This window comes from Methanococcoides orientis (assembly GCF_021184045.1).
Lineage (GTDB): Archaea > Halobacteriota > Methanosarcinia > Methanosarcinales > Methanosarcinaceae > Methanococcoides > Methanococcoides orientis.
Genome location: NZ_CP073710.1, coordinates 2,223,514 through 2,248,852 on the forward strand (window position 1 = coordinate 2,223,514; position 25,339 = coordinate 2,248,852).

Genomic DNA, 25,339 nt, shown 5'->3' on the forward strand with positions numbered 1-25,339 from the left:
GCATTTTATAAATACTTGAACAACATAAGGATTTTTATTCGTCAATTGTCGTAATACCATTCGCTAAATATATATGCAGATTCCTCCTCTTGACTAACGAAGCATGACCGAAGATATGGCCCATGAGAACATCCGTCAGCGTCTGGCTGAAAAGATGGCAGGTGAGATTACTTTATCTGAGAAGCCCGGAGAGGCTTTGAAGAAGTGGCGATTGAACTTTGATATTGCCCAAACCGATCTGTCTGGTTATCTTGGTGTATCCCCTTCTGTGATAAGTGATTATGAAAGTGGCAGAAGGAAATCTCCTGGTACTCTTATTGTAAGCAAGATCGTAGATGCACTTTTGGAGATAGATACCTCCAAAGGTGGACAGAAGATCCATAGCTATGAAGGTATGCTTTATACGGATCCGGGCGCCAAGGCAGTGTATGCCACGTATGAGTATACGTATCCTATACAGCTTGCAAAGCTTGCAACCCTGATCGAAGCAGATGTTGTGAACAAAGGAGTTGAAAAGCCGCTTTACGGTTTCACTGTTGTGGACAGTAAAAAGGCAATTCTTGAGCTTTCATCCCATGAGTTCCAGAAATTGTATGGCTGGAGCACCGAACGTGCAATGATATTCACAAAGGTTTCCACCGGAAAATCACCAATGGTGGCTATCCGCGTCACGAATCTGAAACCAGGTGCAGTGGTCATTCACGGAATAAGGGGTAATCAGGTCGATCCGATGGCCAGGAAGATGGCAGAGATAGATCGGATACCACTTCTTGCAACGACAATGGATATTGATGAACTGGTGGATGTCCTGAAAAAGTACAGCCAGTATCATATAATCGAGTGAAAGAGTATCTCTTTTGGATATATCTTGAAAACTTTTAATACATCAAAAGGTGAATAAAAATGAGTGTAGGGATTGTCTCGTATGGTGCTTATATTCCTAAATACAGGATAAAAGTAGAAGATATTGCCCGTGTATGGGGAGATGACGCAGATATTCTCAGTGCAGGTCTGATGGTAAATGAAAAATCAGTGCCTGACATGGATGAGGACACTGCTACAATTGCAGTGGAGGCTGCAAGGTCCGCAGTAGCACGAAACAACCTAGATCCCAAACGTATTGGAGCCGTTTATACGGGTTCTGAAAGCCACCCTTATGCTGTAAAACCTACAAGTACTATTGTGGCTGAGGCTATTGAGGCAACACCAGTTATGACTGCAGCTGATTTTGAATTTGCCTGTAAGGCAGGTACGGCTGCGATCCAGGCATGTATGGGTCTGGTCTCCAGTGGAATGGTAGATCTTGGACTGGCTATTGGTGCCGATGTTTCCCAGGGAGCTCCTGGCGATGCACTGGAATACACTGCAGCAGCAGGTGGTGTCGCCTGTATCATCGGTAACAAGGAATCTGAGATGGTAGCAGTTATTGAGGATACTTACTCATTTACTACTGATACCCCTGATTTCTGGAGACGTGAGGGTATGCCTTATCCTGAGCACGGTGGAAGGTTCACCGGAGAGCCGGGATATTTCAAGCACGTAAGTGGTGCTGCAAAGGGTCTGATGGAAAAGATGGGTACATCACCTTCTGATTATGATAATGCTGTTTTCCACCAGCCAAATGGTAAATTCCCTTCAAGGGTCGCCAAGATGCTGGGATTCAGCAAAGAGCAGATCAAACCCGGTCTGGTCGTCCCAAGGTTGGGCAACACATACTCCGGCTCATGTATGATGGGTATTGCCGCAACACTTGACCAGGCAAAACCAGGTGACAGGATATTCGCAACAGCATTCGGTTCAGGAGCTGGCGGAGATGCCTTCAGTTTCAGAGTGACCGATAAGATCGATGAGGTACGCGATGCAGCACCTACAGTTGAAGGACTGCTGGCAGATCCGATCTATATGGACTATGCAATGTATGCCAAGCATAAAGGAAAGATCAGGCTCGGATGAGGGGTGTTGATATGAGAGATGTAGCAATTATTGGTGTAAAGAACACAAAGTTCGGTGAGATGTGGGAACGCTCCTTCAGGGATATCGTTGTGGAAGCAGGTATCGGAGCTATTGAGGATTCCGGAGTTAGCGGCGACAGGCTGGATGGCATGTATGTCGGTAACATGAGTGGGGGTCAGTTTGTTGAGCAGGAGCACATTGGTGCTTTGATCGCTGATTATTCAGGTCTGTCATTGGACCTTCATATTCCTTCAACACGTGTGGAAGCAGCCTGTGCCTCAGGTGGCCTTGCATTCAGGCAGGCCGTTATGGCAGTTGCTTCAGGCCATGAGGATATTGTGATGGCAGCAGGTGTTGAAAAGATGACCGATGTTTCATCCACAGCAGCTTCTTCAGCTCTGGCAGCAGCGGCAGACCGTGAGTGGGAAGGCATAATGGGTGCAACGTTCCCGGGTCTTTATGCAATGATCGCAAGGATGCACATGGACAAGTATGGCACAACCAGTGAACAGATGGCATCTGTGGCGGTCAAGAATCACAAGAATGGTTCCATGAACCCTATTGCACAGTACAAGAGCCCTATAACCGTGGACAGTGTACTGAACTCTATCATGGTGGCAGATCCATTACACATATTCGACTGCTCTCCGATAACAGATGGTGCTGCGGCAGTTGTTCTGGCTCCTGCGGATATTGCACATGAGTACACAGATACTCCTATTTACATAAAAGCAACAGCACAGGCAAGCGATACCATTGCACTGCATGACCGTCGTGACATCACAACACTGGATGCATCCGTGTCAGCAGGCAAGCGTGCATTCGAGATGGCAAAGATGACACCAGCTGACATTGACCTTGTTGAGGTCCATGACTGTTTCACCATTGCTGAGATATGTGCTATCGAGGACCTTGGCTTTGCAAAGAAAGGCGAGGGTGGAAAGATGACCGAAGATGGAGAAACAGCAATTGGCGGCAAAGTAGCTGTGAACACTTCAGGTGGTCTGAAATCATGTGGTCATCCTGTTGGTGCTACCGGTATCAAGCAGGTTGTGGAGGTCACACAGCAATTGCGCGGCGAGGCTGGCGGACGTCAGGTAGACGGTGCTGAGGTAGGAATGACCCACAACGTCGGAGGTTCCGGCGCGACAGCAGTTGTACACATTTTAGCGAGGGAGAGGTGATATTCGATGTCTGTAGCAAGATTCTGGAGAAAGCAGATAAACAGGTATAATCTGGTTGGAACGCACTGCAAGACCTGTGATTCATACTATTATCCCCCACGTAACGTATGCCCTAAATGCAGGCGTGATGGTGAGATAGAGCCTCACAAGTTCTCCGGCCCCGGAGATATCGTGACCTACACTATCATTCACACAGCAGCAGAAGGTTTTGAACATCAGGCTCCTTATGTGCTTGCTATCGTTCAGCTGGATGAGGGTCCAAGGTTCACAAGCCAGATAGTTTGCAACCCTGAGGATGTGCATATCGGAATGAAGGTCAAGCCAGTGTTCAGAAAGCTCGGTGAGAGCGGTGACAATGGTATGATCTATTACGGAACTAAATACGTACCTGCATAAGATGATAGAGATCGAGATCAAGGTGCGTGCCGACCATGGTCCTGTCCTGAACAGGATCCTGGGGATGGGCGCACTCAAGGTCCGAACTGAGGATCACCTTGATGTGTATTACAATGCACCTCATCGTGATTTTGCAGAAACTGACGAAGCATTGAGATTGCGCAGTGTCAACGGCGGCACGCGCATGACCTACAAGGGCAGGAAGCTTGACAGTGTCTCCAAGACAAGGGAGGAATTCGAGACCCCTGTGGACGGGACGGCAGCAAAGGGCATTCTTGTCTCCCTTGGTTTTTTTGAATCCGGTATTGTGAAAAAAACACGGGATATCTATCGATACGACGATATCACCATCTGCCTTGATTCAGTTGAAGGCCTGGGTGAGTTCGTCGAAGTAGAAACCGTTGCAGATTCGGATATTGATTCTCACAGGGAACGGTTGTTCGAGTTCCTTGAGAGCATCGGGATAAAAAAAGAGGATTCCATCAGGACATCCTATCTTGAGATGCTGATGGAGAACTAAAAGGAGAGTTGTTTCTCCTTTCTTTTTTAATTTAGGTTCGAGATCAACTTCACATTTGGTGTTGAAGTTTTCCTCGCACCTGTAATTTAATTCACTTTATGTTGACTTGCTGATCTCTAAATTTACATTATGCCATTTCCAGCATTGGTACCTTTCTCAGGCTGCAACAGGATCGCTTTACCGTCCTCATCGGTTCCTGCAAGTATCATGCCGTTGGACTCCACGCCGCAGAGCTTTGCAGGTGCGAGGTTTGTAAGTACAAGAACCTGCTTGCCGGGTAATTCTTCCGGAGAGTGTGACTCTTTGATACCTGCGACGATCTGGCGTGCTTCTTCCTCGCCAAGGTCGACCTGCAGTTTAAGCAGTTTCTTGGATTTCTTTATTTCTTCAGCAGAAACGATGGTTCCTATTCTCAGGTCAAGCTTTGAAAAGTCGTCGAATGTGATCAGTTCTTTCATCTCCTTTGGTTCTTCTTTTTCTTCCTTGCCACTTTCTTTTGCAATGGCTTCCTTAACTCTTGCAGATGCGATTGCTTCCATCTGTTCTGTCTTTTCATCCTCTATCTTCTCAAAGAGGATGGATGGTTTCTCAAGTGGTGTACCGGCCTTAACAAGTTCTGTGGCTTCAGCATATCCTGCGGCATGCACATCTGTTGTCATTCCAACCTGCTTCCATGCATCTTCCATTTTGCTTGGCAGGATCGGCTCAAAGAGCAGGCACAGTGCCTTTCCAAGCTGTATGCAGTTTGCAACAACTTCGCCGCATGCTTCCTTATTCTCTTTGATGAGCTTCCATGGTTCGTTGGCCTGGAAATAGCTGTTTCCATATGATGCCAGTGCCATTACGCTGTCGGCATATTTCTTGAACTCATAGTTCTCCATTGCCTCATTTGCAGCGTCAATGGTTGAATTGATCTCATCCAGGGTTTCCTGCTTGATCTCACCTACAGGGATTTCCTTGAAGTTCTTATGGGTGAACAGGAGTGTCCTGTACAGGAAGTTTCCGAAAACACCTACAAGTTCGGTATTGATTTTGTCCTGGAATACCTCCCATGAGAAGTTCAGTTCCTTGGTGTGGGATGTGTAGCTTGCGAGGTAGTAACGGAGCAGGTCCGGGTGGAATCCATGGTCCAGATAATCTTCTCCTACCCATACGACGTATCCGCGGCTCTTTGAGAACGTCTTGTCCTCTATCTTCACCATTCCTGACGCAACAACTGCCCAGGGTTGGGTGTATCCGGCACCTTTGAGCATAGCAGGCCAGAAGATGCAGTGGTGGTATATGATATCTCCGCCGATGAAGTGAACGATGCGGGAATCTTCTTTCCAGAACTTCTCCCAGCTCTCATTATTTGCTTCTGCCCACTCTTCAGTGAATGCGATGTAACCGATAGGTGCATCCACCCATACATAGACCACAAGATCATCATGTCCCGGGAACTGCACTCCCCATTCAAGGTTCCTTGTGATGCACCAGTCGGTGAGTTCCTGTTTTACCCATCCAAGGGCATAGTTCCTTGCATTGAGGGTCCCTCCGAGATTTTCAAGGTGCTCTATAAGGAAATCCTTAAACTCGGACAGCTTGAAGAAAAAGTGCTCCTGGCTCCTGTATTCGGCAGGTCCGTTGCATGTGGTACAGGTCGGGTTCTCAAGTTCTCCCGGTTCAAGATGTTTTCCACATCCCTGGTCGCACTCATCTCCCCTTGCCTCTTCCTTGCAGTGCGGGCATGTTCCTTTCACATACCTGTCCGGGAGGAAGCGGTCACATGAAGGACAATATGCGATCTCGATGGTCTTTGGGAAAACATAGTCGTTTTCTATAAGCTTGTTGACAATGTCAGTAGTGCGGTCGTGATTTGTTTGATCATCGGTTGTGCCGAATGCATCGAACATCACGCCCATTTCCTTGAAAGTCTCATCGAAATGCTTGTGGTATATCTTTATCAGTTCTTTAGGTGTGGTGTTCAACTCTTCAGCGTTGAATACGATGGGTGTTCCATGCGTATCGGAACCACACACAAAAGTGACCTCCTGTCCTGTCTTTCGGAGGGATCTTGTGAATATATCCGCTGGGATATATGTACGCAAATGGCCGACGTGTGCCTTTCCATTTGCATATGGCAGCCCACATGTTACGAGGACTGGTTCATTGGATGGGAATTTGGACATCTTTTATCTCCATTATCATTAGTTTCCTTTTGCATGGTCTACAATAATAAAATATATTTCGCTTATATTATCAACAAGAGAAGCTTTTTGAATGTTCAGGTCAATCTACAATATATATCAGAGGTATTGGATGACCAATAGTGAAGAACCTTTTAATTTAAAAGATGATAATGAAGACCTTCTGGATGAAGTCCTGGAAGAATCCACTGAGGAGGTGCCGGATCTGGGGGTATTTGAGATGACTCCGGAACCTGATTACACTGAGATCCTGGACAATGCTCATGAGGATGGTGGCATGACGGACAATGTTGTTGTACCATCGGTTGAGTCTACGGAAGAAGGTATTGTGGCATATAATCCTCCTGTGGAGGTTAATGAAGGGGGATCAACAATACCTCCAAAGGAAGCAATGGGCGTAAAGGAAGAAAAACAGGTTAAACAAACTCCTTCTTCTCCGAAAAAGAGCCACAAATGGCAATATGTTGCATTGTTTACCGCATTGCTGTTGATAATCGGTGGTAGCTTTGCAGTCATTTACCTGTCCTTCGGTGGCGAGATATATACTTCTGACAATAAGGTTGCAGTTATCTATGTGCAGGGAACCATGCTGACAGGTAATCTTCCCTCCGGCTTTGGGTACGCAACATCTGAGGATATATGCAACAGCCTGCGTGAAGCTGCAGCCGATGAAGGCGTCAAGGCCATAGTGCTTAGAGTGAACAGCGGAGGCGGATCGCCGGCAGCAGCAGAGGAGATCATAACTGAGATCGAGAATGTTCAGGCACAGGGTATCCCGGTAGTTGTTTCCATGGGTGATGTGGCTGCAAGCGCTGCATATCATATTTCTGCACCTGCAGACCTGATACTGGCAAACCCTTCTTCGATAACCGGAAGCATTGGTGTGATCGGAGTTTACACGAACCGGTCGGAATATTACGATAATGAGGGAATAGATTTCTACATCTCCAAATCCGGTGAGTTCAAGGATATGGGTGGCGACTGGAGAGGCCTTACCTCTGATGAAAAAGAGTATGCTGACACTGTCGTTCTCAAGGTATACGACCTTTTCATTACCAGTATCTCAGAGCACCGTAATATGACAAAGAGCGAGGTTAAGGATATTGCCGATGGTCGCATCTACATAGCTGTGGAAGCAAAAGAGATCGGGCTGATCGATGACTTTGGCAATCTGTACGATGCCATTGACGCAGCCGCAGAGCTTGGCGGAATCGAAGGTGAGCCTACAGTATACTATATTAACAGGCCTTCTCTTTCGAGCATACTTTTCGGCACAGAGGAAACGTTCTCTAAAGATACTGTAAAACAACTGGCAAGTTATTATGAGGAAAGTCCGGTTGGAGTGATCGTCGAGTGATTGGCGGTCAATCTTTCTGTTTTTGTTCTGAAGTTATTTGAAAAAAGTAAAGTGATCTTCTATTGATCACTTTTATCCTATATTGGAAAGCTCCCATCCGAGATGTTCCTTGATGATGGTGTAGGCCATCTGTGGGGGGAATGCTCCGACCTCTGTAATTATCATGTCAATGTATTCGGCAGGTGTTATGTCGAATGCAGGATTTTTGACCTTCACATTTGGCATTTCTGCAAGGATCGCCGGGTCGATTACTTCATCTGCTGACCTTTCTTCGATGTCGATCATGTCACCAAGTATCGTGTTCGGACTGAACTTGAAAGTTTCAGCAACACTAAGGACATTCTTCCTTGCTTCGTGTGCGGCATGTGCCAGTTGTGATGTTCCTACTTTGTTTACAAGGGCACCATTCACGGTTATTGCATCAGCACCAACTATTACGGTGTCGACCTCCTTCATGGAATATCTTACCGCAGAATCCACTATCAATGTTGTGGGGATGCCGTAATCGTTCAGTTCCCTTATGGTAAGCAATCCCTGCCTTCTTGGGCGTGACTCGGTTGCTATTACCGAGATGTCCTTGCCCTGCTTGAAGGCTGTGGATATAACCGAAAGTGCTGCATGGGAATTGCAGTGTGTCATTATGACGTCTCCGTCATGTATCCTTTTAGCACCGATCTTTCCCATCTTTTCAAGAGCTTCTCCTGCCTGTTTGAGGAATACTTCTGCGTTGTGAATTATCTCTTCACGTGCTCCGGGCACATCATCAGAAACGTGGCGCTTTGTGATCTGCACTGCATTTGGAAGGGATACGGCGGTGGGTCGTGTCTGGATAAGGATATTTGCTGCCTCATCCACTTTTTTGTTAAAATCTTTTATGTTGGTGACCTTGAGGCTTAGTACGTAATCACGAAGTGCAGCAGAGGCAGCTTCGGCGATCCTTCCTGCTCCACGTATCTCCATTGTCCTTATTTTTTCTGCGGTGTCAAGTAATTGCTGCATAAAGATACATTGGGAGTTAATGCATTTATATATTGATGTCAAATCCGCCTCTCTTATATCAAATCAGGATCAATTAGCCAAATATGAACGCAATGGTCTCAATAAATCCTGCAAATGGGAAGGTCAATGGTGATTTTGAATTCCATACTCCTGATGGGGTAAATTCGATACTGAAAAGGTCCGGGGAAGCGTTCCTGGAATGGAGTGCACTTGCTGCTGCAGAAAGGGCAGTTTATCTTGAGGAAGTCGCTGCTATGCTTCGAAAGGAGAAACAGGACCTTGCAGAGATCATTACAAAAGAAATGGGCAAGCCCATAAAACAGTCGCTTCCTGAGGTTGAGAAATGTGCAAGCATGTTCGACTATTTTGCCTCCAACATTGAGTCACTTCTTGAGCCTGACGTTGTGGATGACGACCCCTCAGCTTTCATTTCATTCGAGCCTATGGGGGCGATACTTGCTATCAAACCCTGGAATTTCCCTCTCTGGCAGGTGCTGAGTGCTGCTTCCCATGTACTTGCAGGTGGAAATACCATGGTTTTGAAGCATTCCAGCTATGTTCCGATGTGTGCTCTTAAGATCGAAGAGGTCTTTGAGAAGGCAGGTGTTCCAAAAGGTGTGTTCCAGACGCTTCTTGTAGACGGACCTATGGCTTCCTCATTGATATCAAGGCCGGAAATTGCTGCGGTGTCATTCACGGGTGGGCTTCCTTCAGGTCAGAAAGTGGCTGAAACGGCGGGCAGGAACATGAAGAAATGTGTTCTTGAACTTGGAGGCAGTGATCCTTTCATCGTATTGGAGGATGCAGATATTGAAATGGCTGCAAAGGTTGCTGTTTCAGGTCGTTTTATCAATACCGGTCAGACCTGCATTTCATCCAAACGCTTCATTGTGGCTGAATCAATTGCAGATGAGTTCACAGCTCTCTTTGTGGAAAAGACCCGCGCACTTAAAATGGGTGATCCGATGGACCCTGAAACAGACCTTGGTCCGCTGGTGCGTGAAGATCAGATGGGACTGCTTGAAGCACAGGTGAATGAAGCAGTTTCAATGGGTGCTAAAGTGGAACTTGAGGGTGGTAGTATGGGTGGTGAGGGTTACTATTTCTCACCTGTTGTCCTCTCTAATGTGACGCCTGATATGGAGGTCATGAAAAATGAGACATTTGGTCCGATAGCTCCTATCATTGCAGTTAAAGATGAGGTGGAGGCCATGAGAATTGCCAATGCGACGGAGTTCGGTCTGGGTGCAAGTATCTGGAGCGGGGATGAGGTAAAGGCCTCTTCACTTGCATGCCAGGTCCAGGCGGGTGTCGTTGGTGTGAATGGCTTTTTCAGGCCCGAGGCAAATTTACCATTTGGCGGTGTGAAGAAGAGTGGAATTGGAAGGGAACTTTCAAGGTTCGGCTTCTATGAGTTCATGAACATTAAGTCCACAAAAGTGTATTGATGAGTTGTGATTAATGAGATCTTACAATGCGTGGTTCATTACAAGCGGTGATCCTTCCAATGACTTCCTTTGAGCATCCCGATGACTTTCCTGAATGTATACGTCATCTTATTCCCAAACGTTTTGATATTGTCGGGGATGTTGCAGTTGTATCGATCCCTCCCGAATTGTACGATCATAAATTCTCTGTTGCAAAGTATGTAGCTTCAAGGAGGGGCAATATCCGTGGTGTCCTTAACAAGGTGACAAAGCTGGAAGGTGACCATCGGGTTGCAGGTTTCGAACTTTTACTTGGGGATAGCTCGTTAACAACTCATGCGGAGTTTGGGATGAGGTATAAGATGGATCTGAAGGACGTTTTTTTCAATGGCAGGCTTGCATTTGAAAGAAAGCGTGTATCCTCCCTGGTTCAAAAGGGGGAAGATGTGCTGGTTCCTTTCTGCGGTGTCGGTCCATTTGCAATACCTGCTGCAGCAAAGGGTGCAAATGTCATTGCTCTTGAGAAGAACCCGGCAGCTTGTAAATGGCTGGCTGAGAACATCAGACTGAATCATGTGGGGGATAACATCAGTTCTCTCCTTGCAGATGCATCATTTATTGGGAATATGCTGAATGCAAAGTTTGACAGGGTAATAATTCCAACCCCCTATGGAATGGATCGTTTCCTTGAGGATGTGCTTCCGCTTGTAAAAATTGGTGGATATTTGCATTTCTATACTTTCAAGACCCGGGAGCAGATCGAAGTTCTGATCGGGAAATATTCTGATATGGGACTTGATGTGATCAATTACCGACGTTGCGGGAACATTGCTCCGGGTGTTAGCAGGTGGGTATTCGATATGGTAAAGGTATGATCCTTGTCTCAATCGTTGTCGGCGGTAAATGTTATTAGTTGTGCTGTTCTAGTTTCTGCAAATAAAAACGCTGAAGGACGCAAGTATGGTGTATGTATGACAGAGGTCACGAAAGTATTGTTGCTGCTCAAAAATATGGTCTATGAAAGTACCAGTCCCATGGAGACCCTTCGGTTTGCGAATTACTATCGCAAAAAGGGTCTTGATGTGATGGTCGTCCTGTTCGGCCCCATGGGTGTCATTCTTGGAAAGGCTGACAAGTGTGGGTCCCCTGCCTACGATGAAAAGATCAGGGAATGCATGGAAATGGGTGTGCAATTCAAGTGCTGCAAACTTGGAGCATCGATCATAGGACTGAAAGGGGAGGAGCTTATCTCTGGTATTGAGCTCATCGAGTCGCAAGAGATAGCTGAGATGTTCCTGGAATACTCCTAGGAAGGGCAACTGATCATTACTTTATGAGTCAGATCTGAATTTTTGGATATTTTCTCCGTCGATGTCATGAATTTGTTTATTTATGGTTTCCACATCAATCTATCTATATATTTTCAACAGCCACGATAGTTCCAATCGGAAAGGATATATTATAATTTGGAACTATTTCATATGTTCTTGGTTTGGTTCGTATTTTTGTCGATCCGAACAAAACTTAGAATACATATATTGATTTTGAGTGTCAAACCTGGATCGGAGTCCTATAACTATGCAGACAACTAGCGATAAGGAAAGTTCTACAAACATAATCATTATCTGTTCCACCGTTGATATGGCAGGACAGAACATAAAGGATCATTTGCTAAGGCTCAGGGAATGGACCCCTCTGGAGGTTCCTTCTTCTATGGTCGAAGATGTTGCTGAGGTTTATGAGAGTGGCAATTTCCGGATCGTTGAGGTCAAGGAACATCATATCTATCAGGATGGCGTCGATGAAAAATTAAAGAATGCCGGTCTTCCCTGTGATCTCATAATTTTTGCTTCCAAGCACAGGAGTGCAGATGGGCGGCGGTTGCTTACTTCTCATTTTACAGGAAATCCGGGATCAGCTGATTTCGGTGGTAATCCGGGTGAGCTGGCAAAAGCAGCTCCATTTGCTTTACGTTCCATTCTTCTGTCAATGTCTGAAATGGTTGGTGATATTGGCTATGACGTTTCTATGGAGTCAACACATCATGGTCCTTCAGACCTGAACGTCCCTTCGGTTTATGCGGAGATAGGAAGTTCTGAATCAGAATGGGTCGATACTGCGGTTGGTGATATCGTTGCTCGTGCTATCCTTGCTGTGGAGCAGGTAAAATGTCCTGTTGCAATTGGTTTTGGGGGTGGGCATTATGCTGCAAGGCAAACTAACCTTATTTTTAGTTCTGATGTGACATTCGGGCACAATTTCCCGAATTACCAGTTACAGAATGTTGATGAAGGTATGTTCCGGCAGGCAGTTGAGAGGTCAGGTGCTGATCTGGTATACTGTGACAGGAAATCGATGTCATCTGGGGACCGGAAGAAAGTAAGCGATCTGGCGGCTTCCTTTGGTCTTGAACTGCTAAGGGAGAGTGACATCAAAGAGATGAGGGGTGTCCATTGGGATGATCTCAGGATCTTCCTGCATAAGGTGAAGGAGCATGATCCATCGGGTCGGGTTAAGTTCTCCGAAGGTATTCGAAAAAGGTTGGGTGAGGCAGACCTGGCTGACTCAGATAAAGATGGCAGATCTGTAATAACTATAAGGGTGGATCCGGAACTTATCAAGCTGGCCAAATCAGTGGATATTACAGCTTTGAAGAACGTACTTCAGAACTCAAATATTGTGTATTTTGAATTGGAGGATGCAACTGTCTCAAATGTGTTCTTTACTTTCTGGAAGCAGGATGCAGAGGACTTCCTTGCCTTTTTGGTAAACGAATGCATTAAAATACTAAAAGAACGTTATGATACTGAATACGTTTTCGATGAAAACGTGTTGCATATCACGGATGATAGGTTCAACCCAGATCTCGCACGAAAAATGGGAGTTCCTCCGGGCCCCATGTTTGGGAAACTGGCCAATGGTGGGTCGGTTACAATAGATGGAAGGGTTATCGGGCCAGAAATGGTACGCGAAAGGACAAAAAAAAGTGTTGTGTTGAATAACGCAATCCTTTGAATGAAAGATGGTAAAGTATAATACAAATATCTATCATGTGTATGGTATTAGTATTGTATAATTCCAATAATACATTTGATCATTTTGCTATAGTGGAGAATATGTTATGAAATCCATAGTAGAAGAGGCATTGGCACGATCTGTAGAAGAGACACAAATTCGTTCCAGCGTCCCGGAACAGAATGACATAAATGCGGAACTCGAAGCGATGCTTAGAGATCTGCAGACGAACATCAAGGTCATTGGTTGCGGCGGCGGCGGTTCAAACAGTGCTCAGCGCATGGCGCAGGAAGGCATCAAGGGCGCAGAACTTGTTGCAATAAACACGGATGCACAACATCTTTTGAATGTTTCTACCGAGAGCAAGATCCTTATCGGCAAGAAAAAGACAAGAGGTCTTGGTGCTGGTAGTCTGCCGCAGATCGGCGAAGATGCTGCCCTTGAAAGCATTGATGAGGTGCGTGGGATCGTAGATGGCACTGATATGGTGTTTATTACTGCAGGGCTTGGCGGTGGTACTGGTACAGGTTCCGCTCCGGTTGTTGCAGAGGCTGCACGTGATACAGGCGCTTTGACAATTGCCGTGGTAACTCTTCCATTCGCTGTCGAAGGTCAGGTAAGGCGCACAAACGCCGAGGCAGGACTTGAAAGGCTTAGGGATGTTGCAGACACTGTTATCGTAGTTCCTAATGACAAGCTCCTTGAGGTTGTCCCAAGATTACCATTGCAGGCTGCCTTCAAGGTCTCAGATGAGGTTTTGATGAGAGCTGTAAAAGGTATTACCGAGCTTATCACAAAACCTGGTCTTGTAAACCTTGACTTTGCTGATGTAAGGACCGTCATGCAGAACGGTGGCGTAGCAATGATAGGTCTTGGTGAAGCCGACGGTGAGAACAAGGCTGTGGAATCTGTCCAGAAAGCATTGAGGAGCCCTCTTCTTGATGTGGATATCTCCGGTGCTACTTCCGCTCTTGTGAATGTTGTAGGTGGTCCGGATATGACCATTGCAGAAGCAGAGAGCGTTGTACAGGAAGTCTACAGCAGGATCGATCCAAATGCAAGGTTGATCTGGGGAGCACAGGTAGATCCTGAGCTTGAGCACTCTGTCCGCACAATGCTTGTTGTAACAGGTGTGAAATCTCCACAGATCTATGGTAGTGGAAGTTCCCAGAACGTTACTCGAAAATACGGTATTGATTTCGTAAAATGAAAAGGAGTTATCTCCTTCTCTTTCTAATTTGAACCAAATTATTTTTGTGGGGTTCAATCGAAAGGTATTTTATATAGTACGTTATTTAAACGCCGCTAGAATTTATAGTCTGATCGAGGTGTTGGTACTCTGAATTTGGTCAACCCCGGTCAATCATATTTAATATACTGAAACTGGTTGTGAGAAGTTTGGCAGGTAATATGTTTGAAGCGCCTAAGATAAACCGTAATGTCGGTCAAGTCCTTAAGTCATACCTGAGGGTATTGAAATTGTCCAAGAAGCCTTCAAGGGAAGAGTTCCTCATGATCTCTAAGGTTGCTGGTGCCGGTATTTTGCTAGTAGGTTTTGTTGGTTTCATTATCTATGTACTGCTGACGGAAGTGCCGAAGTGGGTGTAACTGTATGAGTGAAGATGCCGCTATATTTGTTGTTAAGACAACTGCTAATCAAGAGCGTTCAGTTGCCGGGATGTTGGCTCAGGTTGCCAGAAAGGACAATCTCGACATAAGAGCTATAATTGCTCCGGATGAGCTTAAAGGCTATGTACTTCTGGAATCGTCCGATTCCGGTGCTGTAGAACAGGCTATTCAGACGGTTCCTCATGCAAGGACCGTTGTTAAAGGCCAGTCCAGTATAGCGGAGATCGAACATTTCCTTACACCAAAACCAACCGTCACAGGTATTGTGGAAGGTGCGATCATCGAGGTAACCTCCGGTCCTTTCAAGGGCGAAAAGGCACGTGTAAAGCGTGTTGATGAGGGTCACGAGGAAATCACGGTCGAGCTGTTCGATGCTGTTGTACCAATACCTATAACTATACGTGGTGATACTGTACGGATACTCAGGAAGGAAGAATCCTGATCTGTACCGCATGATTATATTCATTAACTAAAACTAAATTTATAAAATTAAAAAGGTGAATCTTAATGGCAAGTGTTGTAGAAGCCTTGGTTCCTGGAGGTAAAGCAAATCCGGGCCCTCCACTTGGTCCAGCATTGGGACCTCTTGGTGTAAATATCAAAGACGTGATCGATAAGATCAATGACAAAACTAAAGATTACAATGGAATGCAGGTTCCTGTTAAGGTAATTGTCGATGACGACAAGAATGTCGAGATTGAAGTGGGTACTCCACCAACATCCGCATTGATCCTTAAGGAACTGAACATTGAGAAAGGCTCCGGTGAAGCCGGTACTGTCAATGTTGGTGATCTTTCAATTGCACAGGCTGCAAAGGTCGCTCGCATGAAAAAAGACGATATCCTTTCCTATTCCCTCAAGGCTGCAGTTAAAGAGGTCATGGGTACATGTGTACCAATGGGCGTTACTGTAGAAGGTCTTGATCCAAGGGAATGCCAGAAAGCTGTTGATGAGGGCAAGTTTGACGAAGCTCTTGCAGCAGAAGCATGGAATTAAGGATCGATATCTGATCTTAGTATCAAATGAATTGGTCGGCCGCCCAGGCTGACCGACAAGTTTAAAATAATTGCTTCATTATTGAAGTGCTCGTAATTGAGATGAAAATCTCCTTACTTTAACCGTAGTAGGCCGTAGCGGTCGCATCGGTTGGCATGCAATCTCGTGTGCCCTCCGGATACGGGGTATGACCCTGTATCTGAACATTTGTTCATTAACTACGGGAGGAATAGAATGGTAGAAGAGACTACTTTAAATCTAGTAAAAGAGTTAGTCGAAGGGTCCCCTGAACGTAAGTTCTCTGAAAGTGTGGATCTGGCAATTAACTTAAAGAACCTCGATATGAGTCAACCTAAGAACCGTGTGGACGAAGAGATAATTCTTCCCAATGGTCTTGGTAAATCCCTTAAGATCGCTGTTTTCGCAAAGGGTGAAGTTGGACTCAATGCTAAAGATGCTGGTTCAGACTATGTTCTGACCGAAGAGGATATCCAAGAACTTGGCGAGGATAAATCCAAGGCAAGAAGTCTTGCAAATGAGTGCGACTTCTTCATTTCAGAAGTGCAGTACATGCCTCTGATCGGTAAGACCCTCGGTGCAATTCTCGGTCCTCGTGGAAAGATGCCTGTACCTTTGACTCCTGATAAGAACGTCGCAGATCTTATCAACAGTACGAAGAACTCTATTCGTATAAGGTCAAAAGACAGACTTACGTTCCACGTAGCAATTGGTCGCAGAGACATGGATGTCGAAAAGCTGGCAGAGAACATCGAGACAGTTCTGAGCAGGGTCGAGAACTCACTCGAAAAAGGTAAACATAACCTTAAATCGGTCTATGTTACGACTACTATGGGTAAATCTGTGAGGTTGGTATAATGGCAGAACTTCACCACAGTGAACATATCCCTAAATGGAAGAAAGATGAGGTAGAGGACATCAAGGGACTCGTCACATCATATCCATTATTAGGTGTTGTGGGTATTGGAGGCATTCCTGCAAAACAGCTTCAGGCAATGAGAAGGAGCCTTAAGGACGTTGCTGTCCTGAAGGTGTCCAGAAACTCTCTCATAAAAAGAGCGCTCGATGAGTCATCCGATGATATCAAGAAAATGGATGATTATGTTGAGGTTCAGACTGCACTGATATTCACAGAAGAGAATCCTTTCAAACTCTACAAGTTGCTTGAGAAGAGCAAGAGTCCTTCCCCTATCAAAGGCGGAATGGTCACTCCTAATGATATTATTGTGGAAGCAGGTCCAACAAGCTTCCCACCAGGACCTATACTGGGCGATATGCAGGCTGCAGGAATTCCTGCTGCAATCGACGGCGGTAAGGTCGTTATCAAGGAGACCAAGGCAGTTGCAAAGGCCGGAGAGGTCGTACCCCAGAAGCTCGCAGCTATGCTTACAAGGCTGGAGATCTATCCACTTGAAGTGGGTCTCGATCTAAGGGCTGTTATGGAAGAAGGATCAATCTTTACTCCTGACGTACTCGCAATTGATGAGGAACAGATCTTCGCAGACTTCGTACAGGCTACTCAGCAGGCATTCAACCTGTCTGTCAACGCAGTGTACCCAACAACTGAAAACATCAGCACATTACTTGCAAAAGCAGCTTCAGAATCAAAGAACGTTGCTGTCAACGCTGTGGTATTCGAGCCGGATGTCATGGATATCCTGCTTGGTAAGGCACAGGGCGAGATGATGTCTGTTGCATCCGCTGCATCCGCTAAGGATGAGGGCGCAGTTGACGATGAGCTGAAAGAGGCACTTGGCGCAGCTGCATCAGCAGCACCAGTTGAATCTGCAGCTGAAGAGGTCGTTGAAGAGAAGGAAGAAGAAAAAGAAGAGGAAGAAGAGGGCGGCATGGCTGCTGGTCTTGGAGCACTCTTTGGATAAACTACTATTAAAAAATTAATATTAATAACATAAAAGGTGATTTACAATGGAATACATATACGCAGCACTTTTACTACACAACGCTGAGAAAGACATTACAGAAGAAGCAGTTACAGCAGTACTCACTGCAGCTGGAGTAGACGTTAACGATGCACGTGCAAAGGCACTTGTCGCAGCACTCGAAGATGTTGACATCGCAGACGCAATGGCAACCGCAGCATTCGCTGCACCTGCAGCAGCAGCACCTGCAGCAGCAGAGGCACCTGCAGCAGCTGAAGAAGCTCCTGCAGAAGAAGAGAAAGCTGAAGAAGAAGAGAGCGGCATGGCTGGTCTCGGAGCACTCTTCGGATAATTTCTTTCAAAACGATACTCGCATCATGCGGGTATCACCAATCTTTTTTTTCTTTACTCACTTTAAATTCATAAATACTTACACTGTCTCTTTTTACTGTTTGATCTCTCTATCAGAACTATCGTTAGTCAAAAATCGAATAGATCCTTATGGGCAATCATAAACTTATTTTAAAGTAGCTGTCCAATGATTCTTAATTCTCATCGGCAAGCTCAAAAAATGGGATTGTGGTATCCTTACTCCATTTTTCAAGAAATACCAGCATGTGATATTTCATAAATACATGCAATGGCATGATTCCCATTATTGAGAAAAGTATCAACAATGCTATCTCTATGGCTGCAAATGGTGCAAGGATCAGCCATATGATACTCTGCTGAACGATTTCTGAAAGTGCAAAGTATATAATACCATCAATTAACAGGAAAAGCAATCCTGGCATCAACATGAGGAGGAGTATAATGATTCCGAATGCAACCCCACCTCCGGTCCAGAGGATGAATCTTCCGAACCAGTAAGCTATCATCTGTTTCCAGTCCTGCCTGAATGTTGCCACTACTTTTTCCAGGGCCTCAATTATCCCGATCTCATCATACATCGAAATGGGGATGCATAGGTAGATAAAAGAGTATATAATGGTGCTAAATATCCATATTATCAATATGATTGCAACAAGGCTCATTCCTCCTGCAATAAGCATGGGCATAAAACTTGTGGCAGGGTCATTGATCATCTGAATGATTAGGGGTAGTGCTGCCATTATGAATATGGCAAAGAAACCTATTGCCAGAACAAAGCGTATTATGAAAAGGTTCAGTCCCATCCTCATGTATCTTTTAGAGGATTCCCATAACCTAACATCATTTTTTGTGATGGATTCCACAAAAACAAAATCCATTACTGATGAGATATACCACAATATCAGGATAAATAGTCCGATAGATCCTACAATTGCAAGTATCAATGGCAGGTCGGGTGTGGATGTTATCTGGTCAACGAATACATTTCCATTTGGAATGTAAGAAAAAGGGAGGTCTGGTAAGTCACTGTTGCCTGTGTTAGGTGTTGAACCGTTGTAACCTGAACTTCCTCCTCCGCCTGCTAAGGCGACGATGATCGCAAGTTTCAGCCACTTTTTTAGATCGAACGGTTCCAGCAGGCATTGTCTCGTTCTTCTGAGAGCTTTGCCTACTGCATTTACTACAAACCAGTCCATAAAAAGAACTAATGATGTTTATATAAAAAGGTGACCGGTAAGGTCACTCTGTCTGTCTTTTAACTCCGGTTCTCTTCTTAAATCCGGTACGTGCGCCGGATTTTTTGGATCCGCCATATCCTTCTGATCTTCCAGAGCCTTCACCACTTCTTGACTTAGATCCATCATATCCTCCGGACCTTTTTTGGCCTCCGCGTCCTTCTGATCTTCCAGAGCCTTCGCCACTTTTCGGCTTAGATCCGCCATATCCTCCGGACCTTTTTTGGCCTCCGCGTCCTTCTGATCTTCCAGAGCCTTCGCCACTTTTCGGCTTAGATCCGCCATATCCTCCGGACCTTTTTTGGCCTCCGCGTCCTTCTGATCTTCCAGAGCCTTCGCCACTTTTCGGCTTAGATCCGCCATATCCTCCGGACCTTTTTTGGCCTCCGCGTCCTTCTGATCTTCCGGAGTCTTCATCACTTTTCGGCTTAGATCCGCCATATCCTCCAGACCTTTTTTGGCCTCCGCGTCCTTCTGATCTGCGACGTCCGCCGGATTTTTTGAAGCTGTTCCTGTCATGACGTTTATCTTTTTCGTCCTTTATGACTACCCTTTCAACATCAGGTACAGCTTCCTTTGTGATTGTGAACTTGCGGTGATGTCTCACGAGCTTTTGGAAAGCATCTGCCTCTCTGTCTGTTAAAACGTTGATGACCTTTCCTTCCTTGCCTGCTCTTGCGGTTCTGCCTATCCTGTGTACATATTCATTAACATCATCAGGGATGTCATAATTGTAGACATGTGATACATGAGGAATGTCCAGACCACGAGCAGCAACATCTGTACAGACAAGTGCATGTGCTTCACTTGAATGGAACTTGTGGAGTGTGCTCTTTCTTTTTGCCTGGGTGTGACCACCATGTATAGCGATCGCATCAATGTCATTTTTCCTGAGGTTCTTCTGGACGAAATCTACATTGCTTCGTGTGTTACAGAAAACCATCACTAATCCTGACCTCTCTTTTTTCAGGAGGTGGACAAGCAGGGAGAATTTAATTGGTTTTGGAACATCATAATATACCTGTTCAAGCTTTTCAGGGTCTACATGTGCTTTTGCAAAGACTTTCTGAGGCTCGTTCATGTACTTGCGTGAGAGGTACTTTATGTCCTTGGAAACAGTTGCTGAGAAAAGCAATGTTTGTCTTTCTTCCGGACACTCTTTAACGATATCTTCAACATCATCGATGAATCCCATGTCAAGCATTCTGTCTGCTTCATCAAGGACCAGCATTTCTACGTTGTCAAGGTCTATTGTACCTCTTCCAATATGGTCCAGAAGTCTGCCAGGTGTCGCAACAACAATATCTGCTTTTTCAAGTTGCCTCATCTGTGGGCCAATTGCAACTCCACCGTAGATTGATGCAATTTTTAATCTCTTGTGACGGGAGAACTCTTTCAGTGAGTTATGGACCTGCTCTGCCAGTTCCCTTGTAGGGGTGAGGACCAGGGCCTTTATTCCCCTTCCAGTCTCAATTTTCTGGATAATGCCACATCCGAATGCGAGTGTTTTGCCGGATCCGGTAGCTGCTCCTCCAATTATATCCTTTCCTTCAAGGATAAGCGGGATTGCCATTGACTGAATTTCCGTAGGGGCTTCAAAATTCTTTTCTTCGATTGATCTTAGGATCGCTTCTTCGATCCCTAGGTTTTTAAATGATTCCATGATGATTACCTGTTAATATATATCTAATTCTTAAAAGAAGAAGAGCAACGTCTTTGTCTCTCGTTCTTGGCAAATCCCCACCGGAAATCTTGTTAGAAATCATTTTTATATTAATTATGATGGGGGTTTTTAACCTATTTCGTTTCAGATGCCCTTTCATGAATCTTTCTGCTTATAAACATTGTCCTATAAGAAGCAAAAAAAGGAGCTTTGGAAACATCCTTTCAAAAATATAGTAGTATAGTATATACCGGACAAATGCTAAGTTTTATCAATACCGATGGAAGATATAGTGCACTTTAATGAGCATTCGATCAAAGAGTAACCATGTCTAAATTTTCTCCCACCATCGCAGCACGTGCGATCTGGCAGATGAGGGTACGAAAGAGACCTTTTGTTCTCTCACATGCGGTCAATTCGAGATGTAACATGAGCTGTAGCTTTTGTGAATACTGGAAGAAGCCGGGAGATGAGATGAGCCTCGATGATATTTTCAGGATGCTTGATGATGCTCACTCTTTCGGTATTGGGGCCTATAATGCCTGGACGGTCGAACCTCTTCTTCGGGAAGACCTGCCCCAGATCCTTGCGTATGCTAAAAGTAAGGGTATGATCACGTCCCTGATAACTAATGGTAAATTGCTGAAAGAAAGGATAAATGACCTTGATGACCTTGATTATCTTTCTGTTTCTGTGGATGGGACAAAAAGCTACAAAGAGATACGTGGCATTGATTTTGAGATAATACTGGATGCCATTATGGCTGTCAGGGACAAGCTGAAAAATCCTCTGTTGATGAACTGTGTTATCAGTGGTAAGAACCTTGATGACATCGAAGAACTTATCCAGCTGGCACAAGATATCGATGTGAAGATCTCATTTGAGCCTCTGTATGAGTTCAGGGGGATCAAAGAGGATGTCTGGGGCAACATGGGCATTCGTGATATGGAAAAATACCGATGTACGGTAGATCGCATAATCGAGATGAAAAATGCTGGTTATCCAATTATAAATTCACTTACCTATCTAAAAATGATAAAAGAGCTGAAAAAGGGATATAATTGCCATGTCAATAATTTGATCCTGGATGTTACTGCAGATGGTTCTATTGAGAACTGCCGTATTCACAGGGAGCGTTTAGGTAATGTGAAGGACGGTATCGTCAATGTGTGGAAAAGCTCAAAAGTCCGTCAAAAGGAATTGACAGAAAATTGTGAAGGATGCTTCTTTTTTGGTTATGTTGAAAATAGCCTGATGTATGATCTGAATCTCGAGGTCTTACAGCATTATGAGTGGATGTGATCTTTTCGAATATTTCTTAGTTCATCTGTATCTATAATGATGTGAAATATGGTAGTTTTCATCCAGTTTTTAAATATTGTTCTCCATTAATTTGATGTATTTTTTGAATGTGAAATTGCTTTTTATTTTGAAAGAGTTTATATATTAAACCAAATATGTCCTTAGTACTCTTTAATAAGAATATGTTATTTGGTTCATTTCAATAATTTAGAAATACATCTTGATAAATGAAATAAATTATTTTGAGGTTTAATTATGGATGGTTATCAATTGTTTATGGCAATGCTTGCAGTCTACCTTTGTGGACTGATCGGCGTTGGTTGGTACTTTACAAAAAGACAAAAGACAGTAACTGATTTCTGGCTCGCTGGTCGTAAGATCGGTGCGATAGGAATCGGATTCTCATCGGCAGCTTCGTGGCTGACCGCTGGTGGAATATTAGCCGTGATAGGATTCTTCATGCTACTTGGAATGGGCTCTATATGGGGTTTCGTAGCACCGAACATTCTTGCACTGCTTATAATCGCTATATTCGTGAAAAGGATCAAACACCTTCCTGCTATCACACAGGCAGAGCTTCTTGAACAGAGGTACAGTTCTGCTATCCGTGCTCCGGTGGGGATCATCATTGCTATCGTGATGATACTTTTCGCAGTTGCTGATATCAAGGGTTTTGCTCTTGTTCTTCAGATATTCTATGGACTTGATCCGATATATGCGGCTCTGATCGTTGCCCTTGCAGTATCTGTGTATGTTACCCTTGGTGGTTTGAGTGCTGTTGTCTGGACCGATGTGATCCAGTTCGCGTTCCTTTCCATATTTGCAATTGTAATGGCATTCCTCGCAGTTGATTCAGCTACCTCAGGTGTTGCTGATATTTCAACAGCAGCTGATCTTTTCTCTGGTGTTCCTACTGACTGGTGGAATCCATTCATCATCGGTATGCCAATGGTTCTGATCTTCGTATTTGCGATCGTTCCGGGATGGATCACTGAACAGGACCCATGGCAGAAGGTCTGGGCAGCTAAGGATTCAACTTCCGCAAGGAATGGTCTGGTACTCGGTTCCCTTTTGGTCACCATCGTATTTGCTGCATGTGCAGTTATTGCCATCGGACTGAATGCATTGTATCCGGAGATCGCTGCAGCAGGATTCCCAATGGGAATGGCTCAGGCAGAGCCTGCATTACTGACCTATATAGTAAGCACTTTTTCACCTGCAGTGATCGGTATAAGTGCAATTGGCCTTGCAGCAGCTTCAATGTCCTGTGCTGATACTTTTGCTACATCAGGTGCATCATGTGTCTCACGTGATATTTACCAGAGATTTGTAAAACCGGATGCAACAATGAAGCAGATGCTTGCTATCAACAGACTCAGTGTACTTTTCATAGTTGGCGCAGCAACTGTGGGCTCATTCTTCATTAACAGTATCATCGATGCGATCCACATTGCAACTTTCATCGCAAGTGCGTCCTATTTCTTCCCTCTGATGGGTGGACTTTACTGGAAACGTGCTACAAAGGAAGGTGCATTGGCAGGTCTTCTTGTTGGTGCTATTGCACAGATCTCCTTTACTGTCTATGATCTTTCAATGACCGCACCTATGGCTCCTCCATATCTTGAAACCGTACATCCGGTCCTTATGGGCCATGGTGTCATTGTCGGAATGGCATTGAGTGGAATTGCATTCTTTGGTGTTTCGTTTATGACAAGGCCATCCCACATCATCAATCTTGCTCCATTCTTTAAGGAAGCAGCAGAAGAGCTGGCAAGTCACGAGGCACAAACAGTGGATGAGAAGAGTGCAGAGTACCAGAAATTCCTCAATAATGTCGATGCGCAGGTCACAGGGGAGCGTGCACACCTTCATTTGAGACTTGAAGGCTCTGCAACAGTTAACTGGACTAAATTCGTTGACCAGCTAAAAGAATCCTATCCTGCATGGGTCACTCCAACAGGCATTGATTCTGTGTACCGGTTGATCCAGGCTGACATGCTTGCATGTGTTTCCATCACACGTGGTGAAAGCGAGAAAGATATCTGGTTTGCATCCGAGCCACCTGTAGATTCTGTTGAGATGCAGAAAAGGGAACTTTTCATTGCATATAAAGAGGTTGCAGCTGCTCTTGAAGAGACAGGTGTTCTCCTCACAATGGCAAACAACGAGTAATTTTTAAGTTTCACTCCCGTTCTTCGGGAGTGCTATCTCTTTTTTTTCAATAACCTTTTTTACCAATGGGACCCATTATTTTTTTGATAAACTGTTTGTGATGTGTACAATGAATAAACAAATTATAACAGTAGTACTTCTCTTTGCCCTTGCGATAATGGCATCAGGCTGCATCGATGAGCTTGTGCCTGTGGACGAAGAAGTGGCACCAGCTGACCTTTCCATGTATGAGCTGGAGGTCTTTAACGATCCTGCAGAAGATGGTGGGTTTGTTAATACGACTACGTTCTATCTTACAGATAACGGGTCTGCAAATGTTGTTCATATGATAGTGAACGCTTCTGTTATTGAAGTCATACCTCTGGAAGATATGCTGAACCCGAACAAGGAAGCGATCTCAAATATTGTGATCCTTGCAGGTAGCTCAAATGACACGGAACCGTCCTTTGAAACATTTGAGGGACTTTCAACATCTTCAGTAGAGGATATGCCGGTTTTTAATTACACTATGGATGATGAGGTCCTTCGTGGGCAAAAACACATCTACATAAGGTTCAATGAGAGCATCACAGGTATTGTGGCCTATAGTCTGGCAACTCCCGGTGGGCAGGATTTCATGTATGTCCCGGCCCATGATTCTGTTGTGAGGTTTGTTTTGCCGGAAGGATATACTACCGGAAATCCCTTTGTGGGAAAAGTGAGCCCTGATCCTGAAGATATATACTTCGATGATCTCAACAGGGAAGTTCTTGTGTGGTATAATCTGCGTGCAACGCCCGGTTCATTTACAGAAATGGCAAGGGATTTCCTGAAAGTTGAGGTCTCTGATGAAGACTTTCCATATAAACCAATAATCATCAAGTTCTATCAGGAATCTGCTCCACGTATGCTTCTGATAGGCACAAGTATTCTTGGTGCAGGCGTGCTTATAGTCCTCGGAAACTACCTTTCAACAAGACGAAAACTTCGGAAAACGCGTGAATTGATCGAAGAAGACTTTGATCAGAAAAGGAAAAATTGAAATTAATAATTGAA

At 44.8% G+C, this 25,339-nt stretch carries 24 protein-coding genes; 20 read left to right on the top strand and 4 right to left on the bottom strand.

Features of this window, described 5'->3' with window-relative positions:
• The first annotated feature begins 103 nt into the window (after positions 1-103).
• From J7W08_RS10820 to cyaB, 5 genes are read left to right on the top strand one after another with little or no spacing between them, the layout of a single operon-like run.
• Positions 104-844 carry a helix-turn-helix domain-containing protein gene (locus J7W08_RS10820; protein ID WP_048193489.1) on the top strand — a complete coding sequence of 247 codons (741 nt, stop codon included), beginning with the start codon at positions 104-106 and terminating at the stop codon, positions 842-844.
• Positions 845-903: 59 nt separating this feature from the next.
• Positions 904-1,953 (top strand): hydroxymethylglutaryl-CoA synthase, encoded by a 1,050-nt coding sequence (locus J7W08_RS10825; protein WP_233084456.1) that lies wholly within the window; start codon positions 904-906, stop codon positions 1,951-1,953.
• Between the two features lie 11 nt (positions 1,954-1,964).
• A complete protein-coding gene (locus J7W08_RS10830; RefSeq protein WP_233084457.1) occupies positions 1,965-3,137 on the top strand; it encodes an acetyl-CoA acetyltransferase in 1,173 nt (390 codons plus the stop codon).
• 6 nt (positions 3,138-3,143) lie between these two features.
• A complete protein-coding gene (locus tag J7W08_RS10835; RefSeq protein WP_233084458.1) occupies positions 3,144-3,533 on the top strand; it encodes a Zn-ribbon domain-containing OB-fold protein in 390 nt (129 codons plus the stop codon).
• A 1-nt stretch (position 3,534) separates the two neighbouring features.
• On the top strand, positions 3,535-4,053 hold the full coding sequence (gene cyaB, locus J7W08_RS10840; RefSeq protein WP_233084459.1) for a class IV adenylate cyclase: 519 nt from the start codon (positions 3,535-3,537) through the stop codon (positions 4,051-4,053).
• Between the two features lie 122 nt (positions 4,054-4,175).
• On the opposite strand, the gene metG is transcribed toward cyaB, so the two are convergent.
• Positions 4,176-6,221, bottom strand: a complete 2,046-nt coding sequence (gene metG, locus J7W08_RS10845) for a methionine--tRNA ligase (RefSeq protein ID WP_233084460.1) — start codon at positions 6,219-6,221, stop codon at positions 4,176-4,178.
• A gap of 130 nt (positions 6,222-6,351) precedes the next feature.
• Here metG and sppA point away from each other — a divergent pair, with 130 nt between their 5' ends.
• On the top strand, positions 6,352-7,596 hold the full coding sequence (gene sppA / locus J7W08_RS10850; protein WP_233084461.1) for a signal peptide peptidase SppA: 1,245 nt from the start codon (positions 6,352-6,354) through the stop codon (positions 7,594-7,596).
• A gap of 72 nt (positions 7,597-7,668) precedes the next feature.
• On the opposite strand, the gene J7W08_RS10855 is transcribed toward sppA, so the two are convergent.
• On the bottom strand, positions 7,669-8,595 hold the full coding sequence (locus tag J7W08_RS10855; RefSeq protein WP_233084462.1) for a ribose 1,5-bisphosphate isomerase: 927 nt from the start codon (positions 8,593-8,595) through the stop codon (positions 7,669-7,671).
• Positions 8,596-8,678: 83 nt separating this feature from the next.
• Here J7W08_RS10855 and J7W08_RS10860 point away from each other — a divergent pair, with 83 nt between their 5' ends.
• The 11 genes from J7W08_RS10860 to rpl12p all read left to right on the top strand — a co-directional run bounded on the left by J7W08_RS10860 (position 8,679) and on the right by rpl12p (position 17,912).
• Positions 8,679-10,043 carry an NAD-dependent succinate-semialdehyde dehydrogenase gene (locus J7W08_RS10860; RefSeq protein ID WP_233084463.1) on the top strand — a complete coding sequence of 455 codons (1,365 nt, stop codon included), beginning with the start codon at positions 8,679-8,681 and terminating at the stop codon, positions 10,041-10,043.
• Between the two features lie 26 nt (positions 10,044-10,069).
• A complete protein-coding gene (locus tag J7W08_RS10865; protein WP_233084464.1) occupies positions 10,070-10,897 on the top strand; it encodes a class I SAM-dependent methyltransferase in 828 nt (275 codons plus the stop codon).
• A 96-nt stretch (positions 10,898-10,993) separates the two neighbouring features.
• Positions 10,994-11,332, top strand: coding sequence for a DsrE family protein (locus J7W08_RS10870; protein ID WP_233084465.1), 339 nt, complete (start codon positions 10,994-10,996; stop codon positions 11,330-11,332).
• Positions 11,333-11,600: 268 nt separating this feature from the next.
• A complete protein-coding gene (locus tag J7W08_RS10875) occupies positions 11,601-13,037 on the top strand; it encodes a D-aminoacyl-tRNA deacylase (protein WP_233084466.1) in 1,437 nt (478 codons plus the stop codon).
• Between the two features lie 106 nt (positions 13,038-13,143).
• Complete coding sequence (ftsZ, locus tag J7W08_RS10880) at positions 13,144-14,247, top strand: cell division protein FtsZ (RefSeq protein WP_233084467.1); 1,104 nt, start codon at positions 13,144-13,146, stop codon at positions 14,245-14,247.
• Positions 14,248-14,447: 200 nt separating this feature from the next.
• Positions 14,448-14,645, top strand: coding sequence for a protein translocase SEC61 complex subunit gamma (locus J7W08_RS10885; protein WP_233084468.1), 198 nt, complete (start codon positions 14,448-14,450; stop codon positions 14,643-14,645).
• Positions 14,646-14,649: 4 nt separating this feature from the next.
• Entirely contained in the window at positions 14,650-15,108 is a 459-nt protein-coding gene (locus J7W08_RS10890; RefSeq protein WP_048193500.1) for a transcription elongation factor Spt5, read from the top strand.
• Between the two features lie 65 nt (positions 15,109-15,173).
• On the top strand, positions 15,174-15,662 hold the full coding sequence (locus J7W08_RS10895) for a 50S ribosomal protein L11 (protein ID WP_233084469.1): 489 nt from the start codon (positions 15,174-15,176) through the stop codon (positions 15,660-15,662).
• A gap of 234 nt (positions 15,663-15,896) precedes the next feature.
• Complete coding sequence (locus tag J7W08_RS10900) at positions 15,897-16,538, top strand: 50S ribosomal protein L1 (RefSeq protein ID WP_233084470.1); 642 nt, start codon at positions 15,897-15,899, stop codon at positions 16,536-16,538.
• Positions 16,535-17,560, top strand: coding sequence for a 50S ribosomal protein L10 (locus J7W08_RS10905; protein ID WP_233085771.1), 1,026 nt, complete (start codon positions 16,535-16,537; stop codon positions 17,558-17,560). Before J7W08_RS10900 ends, J7W08_RS10905 begins: the two co-directional genes overlap by 4 nt.
• Before the next feature lie 46 nt (positions 17,561-17,606).
• Entirely contained in the window at positions 17,607-17,912 is a 306-nt protein-coding gene (gene rpl12p / locus J7W08_RS10910; RefSeq protein WP_048193504.1) for a 50S ribosomal protein P1, read from the top strand.
• Positions 17,913-18,105: 193 nt separating this feature from the next.
• Here rpl12p and J7W08_RS10915 read toward each other — a convergent pair whose 3' ends face one another.
• Together J7W08_RS10915 and J7W08_RS10920 are read right to left on the bottom strand one after the other, a co-directional pair.
• Positions 18,106-19,128, bottom strand: coding sequence for a DUF7544 domain-containing protein (locus J7W08_RS10915; RefSeq protein WP_233084471.1), 1,023 nt, complete (start codon positions 19,126-19,128; stop codon positions 18,106-18,108).
• Between the two features lie 43 nt (positions 19,129-19,171).
• Positions 19,172-20,830, bottom strand: coding sequence for a DEAD/DEAH box helicase (locus tag J7W08_RS10920; RefSeq protein WP_233084472.1), 1,659 nt, complete (start codon positions 20,828-20,830; stop codon positions 19,172-19,174).
• A gap of 327 nt (positions 20,831-21,157) precedes the next feature.
• Between J7W08_RS10920 and J7W08_RS10925 the strand changes: the two genes are divergently transcribed.
• From J7W08_RS10925 to J7W08_RS10935, 3 genes are all read left to right on the top strand, one after another.
• Positions 21,158-22,132 carry a radical SAM protein gene (locus tag J7W08_RS10925; RefSeq protein ID WP_233084473.1) on the top strand — a complete coding sequence of 325 codons (975 nt, stop codon included), beginning with the start codon at positions 21,158-21,160 and terminating at the stop codon, positions 22,130-22,132.
• 255 nt (positions 22,133-22,387) lie between these two features.
• Positions 22,388-24,304, top strand: coding sequence for a sodium:solute symporter family protein (locus J7W08_RS10930; protein ID WP_233084474.1), 1,917 nt, complete (start codon positions 22,388-22,390; stop codon positions 24,302-24,304).
• A gap of 109 nt (positions 24,305-24,413) precedes the next feature.
• On the top strand, positions 24,414-25,325 hold the full coding sequence (locus J7W08_RS10935) for a DUF5803 family protein (RefSeq protein WP_233084475.1): 912 nt from the start codon (positions 24,414-24,416) through the stop codon (positions 25,323-25,325).
• Positions 25,326-25,339 lie beyond the last annotated feature (14 nt).